The following is a 13,910-nucleotide window of genomic DNA, read 5'->3' as shown; positions in this document are numbered from 1 at the left end:
CTACCCGGCGATTCGGTAAACTGGATGGTTTAAAGACTTTTTATAGGTTCACGCAACATGGTTTGGCCTTTTAAACCTCGATACCGCAAACAAATTGCTCGCATTGAAATTACGGGGGCGATCGGTGCTGCCACCCGCAAACGAGTTCTAGAGGCTCTGAAGACAATTGAAGAACGAAAATTTCCGGCACTGTTACTACGAATTGACAGCCCTGGTGGTACCGTTGGAGACTCGCAAGAAATTTATAGCGCCCTGAAGCGATTGCGCGAAAAAATTAAAATTGTTGCCAGTTTTGGCAATATTTCTGCCTCGGGTGGGGTCTACATTGGTGTAGGAGCCGAACATATTGTGGCAAACCCTGGAACGATTACGGGCAGCATTGGCGTAATTCTGCGGGGCAATAACCTGGAACGCTTGCTGGAAAAAGTTGGCGTGTCTTTCAAGGTGATCAAGTCTGGCCCCTATAAAGATATTCTTTCGTTTGACCGAGAGCTAACTGCCCCTGAACAAAGCATTCTGCAAGAACTGATTGATGTGAGCTACCAGCAGTTTGTCCAAACGGTTGCCGAGGGCAGAAATCTGGCAGTAGAAGTGGTCAAAAGCTTTGCCGATGGCCGAATTTTTACGGGGCAACAGGCGCTAGAACTGGGAGTGGTCGATCGCTTGGGTTCTGAAGAAGACGCACGTCGATGGGTGGCTGAACTAGCAGGTCTTGACCCTGAGAAGACACAGTGTTTCACTTTAGAAGAACCCAAAAGTTTTGCCAGTCGCTTTTTGCCTGGTCGAAGTCAATTGGCTTTCGGATTGAGCAATTCTCCGGGGCTAAAATCAGGAGCAGACTGGTTAGAATTTGAACTGTCTACCAGCGGATTACCGCTCTGGCTCTATCGACCCTAGCGATTTTAGCCTAGAGCCATGTTGATTTCTAAGTAAACTAGGCTGTTTGTTTTTAAGTGAACGTCCTTTTCGTAACAATTGGAGGATTTGACCGTGGGCTGGCGAGTGATGGCAATTCGGGGGGCAACGACTGTCCCAGAAAATTCGGTTCAGGCAATTCGAGAAGCTGTTAAAGAATTATTAGATGAGCTAGAATCCCACAATTCGATTGACCCCGATGACATCATTAGCGCCACTTTCTCAGCAACTCATGATTTAGACGCAATTTTTCCGGCGGCGATCGCTCGTGAGCGTCCTCATTGGCAAAATGTGCCGCTGCTAGATGTCCAACAAATGCACGTCGAAGGCAGTTTAGTCCGCTGCATTCGATTTTTAATTCACATTAATACTCCGGTGCTAGTAAAAATTCACCATCCTTATCTGAGACATGCCAGACACCTGCGCCCCGATTGGAGTATGGCAGAAATTGGAGCGCGAGTTGATTGAGCCAGCCTTTCTAGCGCTTCGTATTTTTTATGTTTAAGCGACTGCAAACTCTGTATAGTTTCGTACCGAAGGCTCGTGGGCGCTGCTGAATTGCGATATGAAAATCATGTTCCCCTGCCCTCGCAGGGAAGGGGCTAGGGGTTAGGTTTCGACAACGCAGCGAGACAGACCTCTCCCTAAATCCCTCTTCTAAAGGCAAGGGACCTTGAAGGATTCATGTTTTGATTCAGCAATGCCGGCTCGTGAAATCCTAAAACGATCGCCTCTTTGGAGGTTCCTGCGGCAAGTAGGTCATTGGTCACGCTATTTTCCGTCTCATCACGCTGTACCCAAACTTTACCTTGCACCATTTCTACATAGATTAAACAGCCCTGTAAATGATGAGTTTGACTCATGCCTCAGGCATTACTTTTAAATAACCTGACGATCGCCCTGACCAAAACCTCTGGTTCTACAGGTTTTGCGAGGTGCTGTTGAAAACCCGCTTGTAGAGCTTGGTTTTGGTCAAACTCGGCGGCATAGGCAGTCAGGGCGATCGCCTTAACTTGCCCACCCTGCTCTGAATTTAAGGCTCTAATTCTCTGCATTAACATATAGCCATCCATATCTGGCATACCCACATCGCTCACTAGGATGTCTGGCTGAAACTGAGCTAGAGCTTCTAACGCTTTCATTGCAGTCCCAACCGCAATGACCTCTGCACCCGATTGCTCTAGCGAGAAAGCAATAACATCCCGCATATCCGGCTCATCATCGACAACCAGCACTCGAATGCCTAAAAGCGAGTTTTTGTTAGTTCGTGCGGAGAAAGTTTTTTGTGACTCAACACCTTGCCCGTTAGCACTCTCGGCTAACGGTATGCTGACCGTAAAAGTTGTACCCTGATCTTCACCAGGGCTAGTGACTTGAACAGTACCGCCGTGCAGTTCAACCAGGTGACGCACGATCGCCAACCCCAACCCCAACCCGCCAAACCGACGAGTAGTGGCGCTATCCTCTTGACGGAAGTAGTCGAAGACATGGGGTAAGAACTCGGCGGTAATGCCTTTTCCGGTATCTGTTACAGTAATCTGAGCCTGATGATCAAAGCGGGTTAAACGCACTTCAATGCGCCCCCCTTCCGGTGTAAATTTGACTGCATTAGAAACCAAGTTCCAGACAATCTGCTGTAAGCGGCTAGCATCTCCTAGAACTTGCCCTATTTCAGGATCTAATGTGGTGTTGATTTTAATGGATTTGGTTTGGGCTGCCAAACTGACGGTTTCGATCGCTGCTTCAATGGTTAAGCCTAAGTTGACAGACGATATATTGAGACTGAGCTTGCTTTGTAAAATCCGCGAAACATCCAGTAAATCTTCGATGAGTTCGGACTGTAGCTTGACGTTGCGCTCAATGGTTTCTAGCGCATGAGCCGTTTTCTCTTGATCTAGGTTGCCGCTTTGCAATAGTTTAGTCCAACCCAAAATAGGGTTGAGCGGCGATCGCAGTTCATGGGACAGTACCGCCAAAAATTCATCTTTGATCCGATTGGCGGTTTCGGCTGATTCACGCGCGGCTTGTTCTTGTTGCAAAACACGTTCACGATCGCGTTCAAGCTGCACGCGATCGCTAATATCACTGGCGATGCCAATTAATCCTATTACTTCTCCAGACTTATTCCGGTAAGGAGATTTCATGCCCAAAAATGTCCGAACGCCATCAGGAGATTCTTCAACGACCTCGGTTTGTCCAGCTTCCATAATCCGCTGATCGTTTGCCATCACTCTGGCAGCATCTTCGAGGTCTGGAAAGAGATCGCCATCTCGAAAGCCAATCACCTCAGATGCGGATTTTCCCAACACCTCAAATGTCGCTGGGTTGCCATAAATAATCCGTCCTTGTCGATCTTTAACAAAAATTGGCGTAGGTGCTGACTCATTAATAACGTTCAAGATGGCATTCTTTTGCAGCAGTTCTTCTTCAACTTGCTTGCGATCGGTAACATCTAGGGAGATCCCGGTTGCCCGCAGCGGTTGATTCTCAGCACTGTAAAGCGTGTTGCCAATTGACATAAACCAACATAAACCGCGTTCTGGATGGAGGTAGCGATATTCAACCTGAATGGGTTGTTGCTGTGCTACTGCGGCTTGAATATGCTGACGAACGCGATCGCGGTCTTCCTCGACGATTGCATTTAACCAAGTGTCGTAAGCCGCAGAAATATTGGGGCTGATGCTCCATAAAGTGTAGTATTCGGGCGACCAGTAGACTTCGTTGGTGATGATATCCCAACTCCACAAGCCTGCTTTGGCACAATGTTGGGCAGCGCTCATTCGTTCTGCTGCCTGACGGAGTTCTACCTCTGTTTGCTGACGTTCGAGTTCAGTAGAAATGCGAGGCGCAAAGAGTGACAGCAAAGTTTGTGCCAGTTGAATATTCTCTAGGGGTTTCCCATGCATTACGCCTAATACTCCTAAGAGAGTGCCCTTAGAATCAAAGAACGGAGTGCCCATATAGCTTTCAACATCTAGCAATTTGAGCAGTGGCACATTGGGAAATACAGCTTGAACTCCACTGGGATAGCAACAAATTGTCCGTTGCTTAACCACTTCTTCGCAAGGGCTACCTGGCAATGGACACGCTGGGTGATCAATCATTTGACCATGAGCACAAGTGGCGATCGGTCTCATCATGACGTTGACATCGCCTTCGACTAGACCAATGTAAATATAATCAGTGCCTAAAACTTTGCTAAAGTGTTGCGTTAGAGCTTGAAAAAAAGCCTCGCCCGTAACCGTTGCAATGCCTTTGGTAACCTCTAATAAAGCTGTATCTACCTGGGCAATTTGGTAGGCTGCCAAGCGAAGTTCTAGCTCGTCTACAACCATTGCTGCTAAATCAACCAAAGTCGCTTGCTGCTCAAGACTCATAGAATCGTGAGGTCGGGTGTCAACCACACACAGGGTTCCTAGGTTAAAGCCGTCGTGAGTGAGGAGAGGTGCCCCTGCATAGAACCGTACACCAGGTTCATCTTGAACAAGGGGTGTACAGGCAAAGCGATCGTCTTGCAGCGTGTCGAGAACGATTAAGGGAACATCTTTCAACACAGCAAAGCTACAAGGCGCACTTTCCCGTGGAACTTCGTGGTTGCTAAAGCCAATGCAAGACTTGAACCAAGCTCTGGATTTATCGACTAGAGAAACGAGGGCAACAGGAGTATCAAACAATCTTACTGCTAAGGCAGTGATGCGATCGAACGCTGCTTCTGGCGGGGTATCAAGAATTCGGTAGCGGTAGAGTGCTGCCAATCGCTCTGCCTCGTTGGTGGGCACAGATAGGGTCAAAGGTTTTTCGGGCGACAAACTAGACATATTAACCAGCCGAGCAATGGGATCGGGTTGTGTAATAAAACGATAACCGATCAACGCGGGTTCTACGTAATGCTGTTGATCAAATTAGCAATGCCTCTGATTAATGCCTCCGGCTCTATGGGCTTTGCCAAATGTTGCTGAAACCCGGCTTGTAGGGCTTGCTGCTGGTTAAAGTCTCCGGCATAGGCAGTGAGGGCGATCGCTAAAACATTTCCCCCTTGCTCGGGTGGCAGCAGCCTAACTTGTTGCATCAGCATATATCCATCCATGTCGGGCATCCCAATATCGCTGAGCAGCACATCGGGCTGAGATTGCGTTAGTATGGCGAATCCCTCACTGGCTGTAGTAGCAGTTGTTACCCTGGCACCTGCCTGCTCTAGGACAAAGGCGACAAACTCACGCGAGTCGGTTTCATCATCAATGACTAAGACCCGAATGCCATTTAAGTCAAGCGATGGTTCAGAAGACCGCCGATTGACGGTCATAGCAGAAGAGACAGGCATTGTCGGTAGTTTTACGGTAAAAGTTGCTCCCAACCCTTCGCCTGGGCTGGTCACCTGAACTGTGCCTCCATGGAGCTCAACCAGATGACGAACGATCGCCAGTCCGAGTCCTAATCCGCCGAACTGGCGAGTGGTAGCACCATCTTCCTGCCGAAAATAGTCAAATACATAGGGCAAAAAGTTAGGGGGAATTCCCTTTCCAGTGTCGCTAATGGTCATCTGAGCCTGGTTTTCCACTTGCGCTAACTGTACAGTAACGTGTCCGCCCGTGGGCGTAAACTTAACCGCATTCGACAGCAGGTTCCAGACAACTTGCTGTAAGCGAGTCGCATCACCAGAAACCTGACCCGCCTGAAAATCAAGCGTTGCTTCCATGGCAATAGACTTGGCTTCTGCGGCTAAATGCACCGTTTCGATCGCCGCTTCAATGATTGGGGCTAAATTGACTGCACTCACATTGAGACGAAGCTTGCCTTGCAAAATACGAGAGACATCTAGCAAGTCTTCGATCAGTTCAGCTTGCAGTTTAGCGTTTCGCTCAATCGTGGTCAGGGCTTGAGCCGTCTTTGCGGGGCTTAAACTACCGCTTTGCAGCAGCTTTGACCAACCTAGAATGGGGTTGAGAGGCGATCGCAATTCGTGCGACAGGACTGCTAAAAATTCATCTTTAATCCGGTTCGCTTGTCTAAGTTGCTCGGCTTGCTGTTGCAGTGAATGAGTTAAATTAGTGCGTTCAATGGCGATCGCGATCTGATCACAGGTTGATTGCAATAGTTCAATTTCTGCTGGCATAAAACAGGTTCGAGTTCGGCTAGCAAAAGAGAGCGTTCCGAGCAGCCGCCCATGGGTAATCAAGGGTTGCCCAGCATAAGCTTTGACACCCATGGCATAGACGACTTGAGCATTGGGATGAGTCTTCAGTTGGGCTTCGTTAAAGATCACTTGCCGCCGCTCTTGGGCTGCCATCCCACAGAGATACTCGCCAAAGTGAATCCATTCTAGTTCCTGAGCGGCTTCCTCAGAAATGCCATCATAATTTCTGAGATGGAGCATTAGCTGATTGTCTTTTTCTTCCACCATAAAGTTGTAATAACAGTGCAGATCGAGTTGCACTGAGAGTTTACTAAATAAATTTTGTATCAACGCTAAGGGCTGATCTGTCGAAAGTAGATCGCGGGTTGTTTCATATAACAATTGCAGTCGTTCGCTTGCCTGTCGCTGCGCAGTCTTGTCTTGCAATATTTTGACAACGCCTTGCGGAGTATTTGTCTCATCCAGGAGGGGCATCATCAATCCACTTGCCCAAAAGCGGCTTCCATTTTTGCGAAGGTGCCAACGTTCATTTTCTGCCCGTCCTTCGGTTAAAGCGGTTCGTATTTCGTATGCGGCTCGTTCCTGTTCGTTGTCTTCGGGGGTAAAGATAATTTCACCCTTACACCCGATCGCCTCTGCTTCGGAATAGCCCAACAGCCGCTCTGCCCCAGAGTTCCATTTCGTGATATAGCCCTGCAAGTTTATTGTGAAAATAGCGTACTCTTTGGCACTATCAACAATGAGGCGGAATTGCGATTCACTTTCACGGAGCGCTGCCTCAGATTGCTTGCGATCGCTAATATCTGAAACCAGCCCCACCATGCGGATCGCCTCTCCCTGCGGATTAAAGTAAACGTATCCCAGCACCCAAATCCATCTCACTTGTTGGTCTGCCCGACAGATCCGGCACTCAATGTTCCAGGGTTCGTTGTTCTCTAAAGCAATGCGGTAATGCTGATCAACGGTTTCCCGCTCCTCTGGCAACACGTGTTCCAGAAACATTTCATAAGTCCATTCGGGTAAAAGAGACTCATAGCCAAAAATTTGATCGTGCTTTAAAGAGCGATGAGCCTGGTGAGTTCTCAGGTCTAGATCCCAGTCCCCAAACTGAGCCGCTTCTAACGAAAAGTCGAGCCGCATTTTACTTTCTTGGAGGGCAGCTTCGGCTCGCTTGCGATCGCTAATATCCGTTGTAAAACCGACAACTCTAATCACTTCACCCAGAGGATTGCGCTGCAAATAGCCTCGCTCCCATACGTCTACCCAGTGACCCGCCTCATGACGAACGCGATATTCGCCCTCATAGCGATCGGCACTTGTCATAATTGCCGAAAGCTCTGGCTCCATTCGTTTAACATCATCAGGATGTAGCCGTTCCATCCACCATTCTGCCGTTGGCAACGCTTCTTCTGCCCGAATTCCAATTAGCTGAAACAATCCTTCTGATCGGTAGACCGTTTGCGTTTGTAAGTTCCACTCAAACACTATGCCTTCGACGGCTTGCATGGCGGTATGAAAGCGATCGTTGCTTTGTCGCAATTCCTCCTCAACCCGCTTGTGGTCAGTCGTCTCCCAAATTGTGATTAAAATGCCCTGCTCGGTTTCACTGGGTAGGATAATGGGGTGCATTGACCAGTTGAAGGAGGCAGTCTCAAGCGGCTCGCCGTCTGCGCGTCTCATGTCGAAGACTTCATCAACAGCATAATAGGGTTCGCCTGTCTCTAAAACGCGGCGGCAGCGCTCAGCAAAAAGTGGCTGCGTTTCGGGCCATACTTCCTGGATCGTTCTGCCCACCATTTGTTTGCCCGGTGCGATCGCCTGGTACATGGGCTTAACAAATTGAAAAGTCAGATCCTGTCCCCGGACGATCGCCACGCTACTGGGCAAGTAGTTCACGACCGTTTCGAGCAGTTGGCTTTGAGTGGGGAGTTCTGCTTCAACGCTCATCCGCGCAGTAATGTCGGCTCCAAAGATGGTTAATCCATCCAACGAAGGGTAAACCCAGTGTTCATACCAGCGATTCCAAGGCTGGTAAAAATACTCGAAATGAGTAGGAATTTGCTCGTTCAGCGATCGTCGTAGTTCGGTATCAAACTGGGTATCGACCAGATCAGCAAACAATTCCCAAATACTATGCCCGATGATTGCTTCACGCTCCATTCCCACAATTTCGCAGAGGCGAGCGTTAACAGCGGTAAAACACCAATGGCGATCGAGATGATAAAATCCGTTACTAATTTTCGCCAGCAGGGTATCTATTTCATTCTGCTGGGCTTCATTCTGCTGGGCTTCATTCTGCTGGGCTACTGGCGCTGGTTGTTGCTGCTGATGCTTAGCCCGATCGAGTTCTGTAGACAGAATTTGTATGGTGTCTTTGAGGCTTTGCGACCAGGTTTCGGTAGCTCCTAATGGTGTTTGTGACCAGTCGAGCGATCGAATTAATGCTCCTATCTCGCCGTTGCTGACAAAACTGGTTTCAGAGACTGCTTTTTGCTCCTCACTCATTCTTGCTCTTCCTTTGCAAAAAATATTTTACTTGCAGTTCTTGACTCAGTTTACGCAGGGCTAAATCTGGCGACTGATTTGACTGCTTCAGCAAGCTATCAATTTGCTTAAGCGTTAGGGGCGAGGGTAGGGCGTGTCCATCATCCCAACGATCGATCATCAGGAAAGTAACTCCAATTTGAGCCGAAAAGATTTGAGCCGAAAATTCCTCTTGAGCCAGCTTCAAGGTTTGTCGGAGTTTCCGAATCAGGGAACCGATCGCAGGCTGTCTTATATCAGCACAAGCTTGATGAAAAGCCATACCCCTCGGTTTGTAAAGTCCTTCTTCTCAACAATTTTCAATCAGCCCCGTCGAAATGACTATCTATCTTGAGAGGGATGACAGCTAGAGAAATACTCTAAGCCAAATTATTTGATATAGTCCTCGCGCGTTCCTCTAGCCCGGATTGAATCAGCCAAGCGACTTAAGGCATGGACGTAGGCAGCGGTACGCAAATCGATCGCCAAATCTTGCGCAGTTTCCCAAATCCACTCAGTTTCCTCCGTCATTTTATCTTGCAGCCGTTGGTTAACTTCTTCCAAACTCCAATAGAAGCCGCTTTTATTTTGCACCCATTCAAAGTAACTCACTGTCACACCTCCAGCATTCACCAGAATATCGGGAATTACCTGGATGCCTTTTTCTGCCAAAATTGAATCCGCTTCAGAAGTGACAGGACCATTCGCAACTTCAAAGATATACGCCGCTTTAATTGAATGGGCGTTGGCAGGCGTAATTTGATTTTCTAGGGCAGCCGGAATCAGCACATCAACTTTTAGTTCTAACAACTCTGCATTCGTAATCACAGAATGTTCTACCGAGTTACAAACACTCCCTTTGCAGTAAATGGCTTTGATGCTGCGCGTCGCATCTTTAGATTGCCGAACGCTAGGAATATCCAGTCCTTGGGGGGCATAGATACCGCCTTGGGAGTCGCTGACCGCAACAACTTTGTAGCCTGCCTTAAATAGCAGTTCAGCTAATACAGCCCCTGCGTTGCCAAAGCCCTGAATCGCAACAGTCGTTCCTTGGGGAGCCTGTCCAAATTTTGGCAAAAGCGTTTGAATCGTAAAAAAAGCCCCCATGGCGGTTGCGGTTTCTCTGCCCAAACTCCCTCCCATGGAGATAGGCTTGCCTGTCACCACACCCGGAATAATTTGGCGTTGAATAATACTGTACTGATCCATCATCCAGCCCATAATCATGGCGTTGGTGTATACGTCGGGGGCAGGAATGTCGATGTCGGGACCGATAAAGTCGGCGAGCGCATTGATATATCCCCGGCTCAAACTTTCTAGTTCAAACCGAGATAGCTCTTTAGGGTTTAAGGTAATGCCGCCCTTAGCGCCTCCAAACGGAATATTGAGCGCTGCACACTTAAAGGTCATCCAAAATGCGAGAGACTGTACTTCATCTAAATTGACGCTGGGATGGAAGCGAATGCCGCCTTTGGTAGGCCCTCGGCTGTCGTCATAGCGAACGCGGTAGCCTTGAAATACTTTTAACGATCCATCGTCCATTCGTACGGGAATCGAGACGGTGAGGCTAGCTTTGGGAAACTTAAGGCGCTCGATCGCATCTTCTGGGATGGAGACATAGCGAAGCGCTTTTTCGAGTCTTTGGTTCGCATCAGAAAGGAGAGAAAGCATAAGGCATCACGATCGGCGCGATCGTTGGCAGGGGGAAGCGGTCTTTACTCTATTGAAATGTATTTAAAGCTACAGATTTAAAAAACTGGGTTTAACTGTTACAAAAAGCAAGCAAGCTAAGTCTTCGCTATAGTATCAGTATATTTACGAGGGTTGCGGAGTCTGGAAAGGCTGACTTATCGGGGTGTGCATTCGATCGGTCAATATCTACCACTTGAATATCTACCACTTGAAGGAAGTCGTAATGCTTACCCGTATTTGTAATGTTCAAGCGTATTTTCGACGGCTAGGAAGCACCACTTGGAAGCAGATTTTGTTAGGACAGCTTATCTTACTTTTGGGCGTTGGGTGGGGCGATCCATTGTATATCTCTCAGGGCGATCGGGCTTTTGCCCAATCTGCATCCGACTCTGTGCTCGATCGAATTCCTGAATCTACGACAGCAGTGTTGACTGATCCAGACAATGACCTGTTTCTGTCTCAGATTCTCTACGCGGGAGTCATTGTTTGGATTATTTCTCTCATGGCAGCTAAAGACTAGATCAAGCTTAGCCACCGACAATCTAACTCGCCCGAACAAACGGGTTCGGGGAAGGAAAAATACTCCAGAATATTGGGGTTAATCTCACCAAAATGCCCGATGCTGCGCCCCTTGACCTGCACTGTTGCGGCTCGATGGGGAATGTAGCGCGGCTCTTGGCAAGCCACTAACTCGTAAGGGGTTTCTAACGCCTTTAGCAGGGTTTGAATATAGGATTTTGCAGTGGTAAAAGAAGCCCTAGAATCGAGACTAGCAAAACTCCAGTACAGCGTTTCGTATACTTCTCCGGTGTCTGACCCGTGCAGCACTTCCCCAATTTCGTAGAGATTAATAGGCTTGGGCGCGCTAATATTGCGCGAGAGGATCTCTAATAACCCTGCTTGTAAAGTAGTGCGGGCAGCGCTATAACTGCGGCTCTTAGCGTTTTCAGTTTGGATGGCATGGGGTGAAAATAACGTTAGCATTTCTGGGTCGGTCAAGATAAAGCTTTTGACCTCCATTAAGCCCATGCGCTGCGCCCAATCTCCGACGGTATGACTCAGTTCTTTGAGCGGATCGGCGGTGCCTGTATGAAACCGGATTACGCCTAAGTCGGCTTTAAGATTTTCTAACCCTACTGCGACCATTAAATCTCCAGCAATATCGATCTGACTAAAAATGTCAGTGCGATAGGTAGGCACCAGAATCACGTTGGTTCCGGTGGTTTCTAAACCCATACGAGAAAGATAAGTATGCAGATCTTTTTTGGCAATGTTAGTGCCGACCATTTCGTTGAGAAAACGGGCAGAAAAAGCGATCGCCCTTGGCTGTAAATCGGGTGTAATGCTTTGCCCGTCTGCCGAGACGATCGTTACAGTTTTAACTTGTGCCCCGCAGTCTAAGAAATTGTGCGCCAGAATATTAACAACTTCGGTAACAGCTTTTGCACTGGTTCCAGTCACGTCAATGAACAAACTGTGCGCATCAGGCGTGACGTTACCGACACCATTGGCGTTAATGATAGGCGGCATCGATAAAACCTGACCTGTAGAATCGCGTAGAACCGGTACAAAATCACCTTCGGGCAACGTGTGGGCATAGAGTTTTCCGGTAGGATGCTCAGCCAAAATCTCTCTGGCGGTGAGGGCAGAGTCACTATGGATCGGCACAAATGACAAAGTATCTTTGTGGGCAGTGGTGTATTCAATGGTTCCAGTGATGGCAGATAAGTCATACACCCCAACTGCAATCTTTTTGCGATGTCGCCCAAAGGTTTGCGTTATTTTTTCCTGAAATTGGATTAATGCATCTAACCCTGCCTGTCCTAAGTCCACTTGCTCAATAATTAATGCACCAATAAACGGACGCAGCGATCGCACTGACGAATCAACCTGAACCATCCGTCCAGAATCTTCTAAAGCTGCGGGGAGCGACCCTGGCGGTATCTGCGAAGCAGCGCGCACACTGCCATTGTAGATATTGACAGCACGAGCAAATCCTTCTGCTGCCAACAGGTCGGGGCGATCGGCAGTGACTTCTACCTCTAGGGTATGGGGGTGCAGCGTTGCCTCCAAGCCATAGTTAAACGCCTGTTGCTCAAGCTGTTTTGGCGTTATCAAGGTTAACCGCTGTAAATATTCTAAAGAGAACGAAACTGTGGGCATAGGAGTTTTTTTAGGGAGAATGCAAGCTAATATCGGGGCCAACGAGGTTTGATAACTTGTCTACGTCGTACAAAATCATCGCGATTCGCTCTAGCCCTAATCCCCAAGCGATCGTGGATTTGCCGCCACAGCCCAACGGCTCCAGCATTTCGGGGCGGAATAAGCCTGAGTTGCCGACCTCTAAATATTTTTGGCTGGGAGGGTGGTAGGCATACACTTCTAGCGAAGGCTCGGTGTAGGGATTGTAGGTCGGCTTAAACTTAAGCTGCTGGAAGCCAAGCTGTTCATAAAAGTAAGTCAGGTAGCCAATCAGGGTGCGAACGCTCAAAAGTTCGCCAATGACTACGCCTTCAATTTGGTGAAATTCGGCTAGATGGGTGCGATCGACGTTTTCGTTTCTGAATACTTTATCAATGGAAAAGTATTTTCCGTTTTGCCCCTGGGCTTGATACAAACGCCGAGCGGTTGATGGGGTGGTGTGTGCCCGCAAGATCGCTTTACTAGCCTCTGCTTCTGTCCATTCATCGCCATAGCTTTGTTCATGCACTTGTTTTACTTGCTCAACAAGCTGGCGATCGGGCAGCGGCAACGTGCCAGGATTGGCTAAGTAAAAGGTGTCCTGGATTTCGCGGGCGGGGTGGTCTTGGGGCGTAAACAGTACGTCAAAATTCCAGAACGCCGACTCGACAATGCATCCTGACATTTCATCAAAACCCATGCCGAGAAAAATATTGCGAATTCGCTGGATGCACTGAGTCAGCAGCGTAGCTCGACCATAGGCAATGTCAGGAACATCGTCGTGGATGTTGTAGGGCTTGAGTTCTACGTCTTGCCATTTGCCTGAAATTAACAGGTCTGTGGTGAGGTTCGTGACGAGGGGCTTAATGACTAAATCTTGTAGGGTGGGGGCGATCGCCAGCGCGTAATCCAGTTCTTCTGACTGCGTGATCAAACCTTGTTCGGCTAACCAGTGGCGATCGCTAGAGTTGGCATGGGTTAAATTTTGCAAGGCTGCCTGTCGCTGCTGAAAGTTTTCTAAAACCGTGCGATCGAGAATCTCAACGACCTTGCTGCCAGCGTGCATTCCCATATCTACGGCATTTTCTTTCCGCAGCGCCCCGTAATGAAGTCTAAAAGCATATCCTAGTTGGGTTTGGAGTAGCTCCAGTCGATTGCACCCTTGCAAGAGTTTTTCGGCTAAAGGAAACCCCATCACCTCGCCGCTTTCTCCCTTAGGAGTTAGCACCCAAGTTTCGTTGGGTAAAGCTTGAACTTGCACCCACCGATCTAGCGTTCCACCTAACAAAAAACCTTTAACAAAATTAAAGTCCAAGTCGTGCTGCTGACAAAAGCCTTGCAAGCTAGGAATTTGCAACTGCTGTTGTAAAAGCTGCACAACTTGACGTTGCTTGCCAGTCAGTTGATTTCTATCTACGTTCAGCATGGCATTCTCATACTTTTCAAATATCCTCTTAACACCATT

Annotated in this window: 10 protein-coding genes; 3 read left to right on the top strand and 7 right to left on the bottom strand. The window is 48.3% G+C overall.

Annotated elements, in window-relative coordinates; translation table 11 throughout:
• The first annotated feature begins 57 nt into the window (after positions 1-57).
• Positions 58-897, top strand: a complete 840-nt coding sequence (gene sppA / locus KME11_13005) for a signal peptide peptidase SppA (GenBank protein MBW4516126.1) — start codon at positions 58-60, stop codon at positions 895-897.
• Between the two features lie 108 nt (positions 898-1,005).
• On the top strand, positions 1,006-1,383 hold the full coding sequence (aroH, locus tag KME11_13000) for a chorismate mutase (protein MBW4516125.1): 378 nt from the start codon (positions 1,006-1,008) through the stop codon (positions 1,381-1,383).
• A gap of 176 nt (positions 1,384-1,559) precedes the next feature.
• Here aroH and KME11_12995 read toward each other — a convergent pair whose 3' ends face one another.
• From KME11_12995 to KME11_12975, 5 genes are all read right to left on the bottom strand, one after another.
• Positions 1,560-1,778, bottom strand: a complete 219-nt coding sequence (locus KME11_12995) for a XisI protein (GenBank protein MBW4516124.1) — start codon at positions 1,776-1,778, stop codon at positions 1,560-1,562.
• Positions 1,779-1,781: 3 nt separating this feature from the next.
• Positions 1,782-4,733 (bottom strand): PAS domain-containing protein, encoded by a 2,952-nt coding sequence (locus tag KME11_12990; GenBank protein ID MBW4516123.1) that lies wholly within the window; start codon positions 4,731-4,733, stop codon positions 1,782-1,784.
• A gap of 62 nt (positions 4,734-4,795) precedes the next feature.
• Positions 4,796-8,554 (bottom strand): PAS domain S-box protein, encoded by a 3,759-nt coding sequence (locus KME11_12985; protein MBW4516122.1) that lies wholly within the window; start codon positions 8,552-8,554, stop codon positions 4,796-4,798.
• Entirely contained in the window at positions 8,547-8,855 is a 309-nt protein-coding gene (locus KME11_12980; protein ID MBW4516121.1) for a hypothetical protein, read from the bottom strand. Before KME11_12980 ends, KME11_12985 begins: the two co-directional genes overlap by 8 nt.
• 107 nt (positions 8,856-8,962) lie before the next feature.
• A complete protein-coding gene (locus tag KME11_12975; protein MBW4516120.1) occupies positions 8,963-10,243 on the bottom strand; it encodes a Glu/Leu/Phe/Val dehydrogenase in 1,281 nt (426 codons plus the stop codon).
• 244 nt (positions 10,244-10,487) lie between these two features.
• On the opposite strand from KME11_12975, the gene KME11_12970 reads away from it, so the two are divergent.
• Positions 10,488-10,784: a hypothetical protein gene (locus tag KME11_12970; GenBank protein MBW4516119.1), complete on the top strand. Its 297-nt coding sequence runs from the start codon at positions 10,488-10,490 to the stop codon at positions 10,782-10,784.
• Here KME11_12970 and pheT read toward each other — a convergent pair.
• The gene (gene pheT, locus KME11_12965) at positions 10,781-12,427 is read right to left on the bottom strand and encodes a phenylalanine--tRNA ligase subunit beta (GenBank protein ID MBW4516118.1); all 1,647 of its coding nucleotides are present in this window, start codon (positions 12,425-12,427) and stop codon (positions 10,781-10,783) included. The genes KME11_12970 and pheT overlap by 4 nt on opposite strands.
• A gap of 10 nt (positions 12,428-12,437) precedes the next feature.
• Complete coding sequence (locus KME11_12960; protein ID MBW4516117.1) at positions 12,438-13,871, bottom strand: phenylalanine--tRNA ligase subunit alpha; 1,434 nt, start codon at positions 13,869-13,871, stop codon at positions 12,438-12,440.
• Between the last annotated feature and the right edge of the window lie 39 nt (positions 13,872-13,910).

This window comes from Timaviella obliquedivisa GSE-PSE-MK23-08B, from assembly GCA_019358855.1.
Classification (GTDB): Bacteria; Cyanobacteriota; Cyanobacteriia; order Elainellales; family Elainellaceae; genus Timaviella; species Timaviella obliquedivisa.
This window is presented reverse-complemented; position numbering and strand designations above follow the sequence as displayed.

Bases quoted from the DNA above. Each gene is read 5' to 3' on its own strand.
- KME11_12985 (MBW4516122.1), bottom strand. From the start codon at position 8,554: ATGAGTGAGGAGCAAAAAGCAGTCTCTGAAACCAGTTTTGTCAGCAAC.
- KME11_12990 (MBW4516123.1), bottom strand. From the start codon at position 4,733: ATGTCTAGTTTGTCGCCCGAAAAACCTTTGACCCTATCTGTGCCCACC.
- KME11_12980 (MBW4516121.1), bottom strand. From the start codon at position 8,855: ATGGCTTTTCATCAAGCTTGTGCTGATATAAGACAGCCTGCGATCGGT.
- pheT (MBW4516118.1), bottom strand. From the start codon at position 12,427: ATGCCCACAGTTTCGTTCTCTTTAGAATATTTACAGCGGTTAACCTTG.
- aroH (MBW4516125.1), top strand. From the start codon at position 1,006: ATGGCAATTCGGGGGGCAACGACTGTCCCAGAAAATTCGGTTCAGGCA.
- KME11_12960 (MBW4516117.1), bottom strand. From the start codon at position 13,871: ATGCTGAACGTAGATAGAAATCAACTGACTGGCAAGCAACGTCAAGTT.
- KME11_12995 (MBW4516124.1), bottom strand. From the start codon at position 1,778: ATGAGTCAAACTCATCATTTACAGGGCTGTTTAATCTATGTAGAAATG.
- KME11_12970 (MBW4516119.1), top strand. From the start codon at position 10,488: ATGCTTACCCGTATTTGTAATGTTCAAGCGTATTTTCGACGGCTAGGA.
- sppA (MBW4516126.1), top strand. From the start codon at position 58: ATGGTTTGGCCTTTTAAACCTCGATACCGCAAACAAATTGCTCGCATT.
- KME11_12975 (MBW4516120.1), bottom strand. From the start codon at position 10,243: ATGCTTTCTCTCCTTTCTGATGCGAACCAAAGACTCGAAAAAGCGCTT.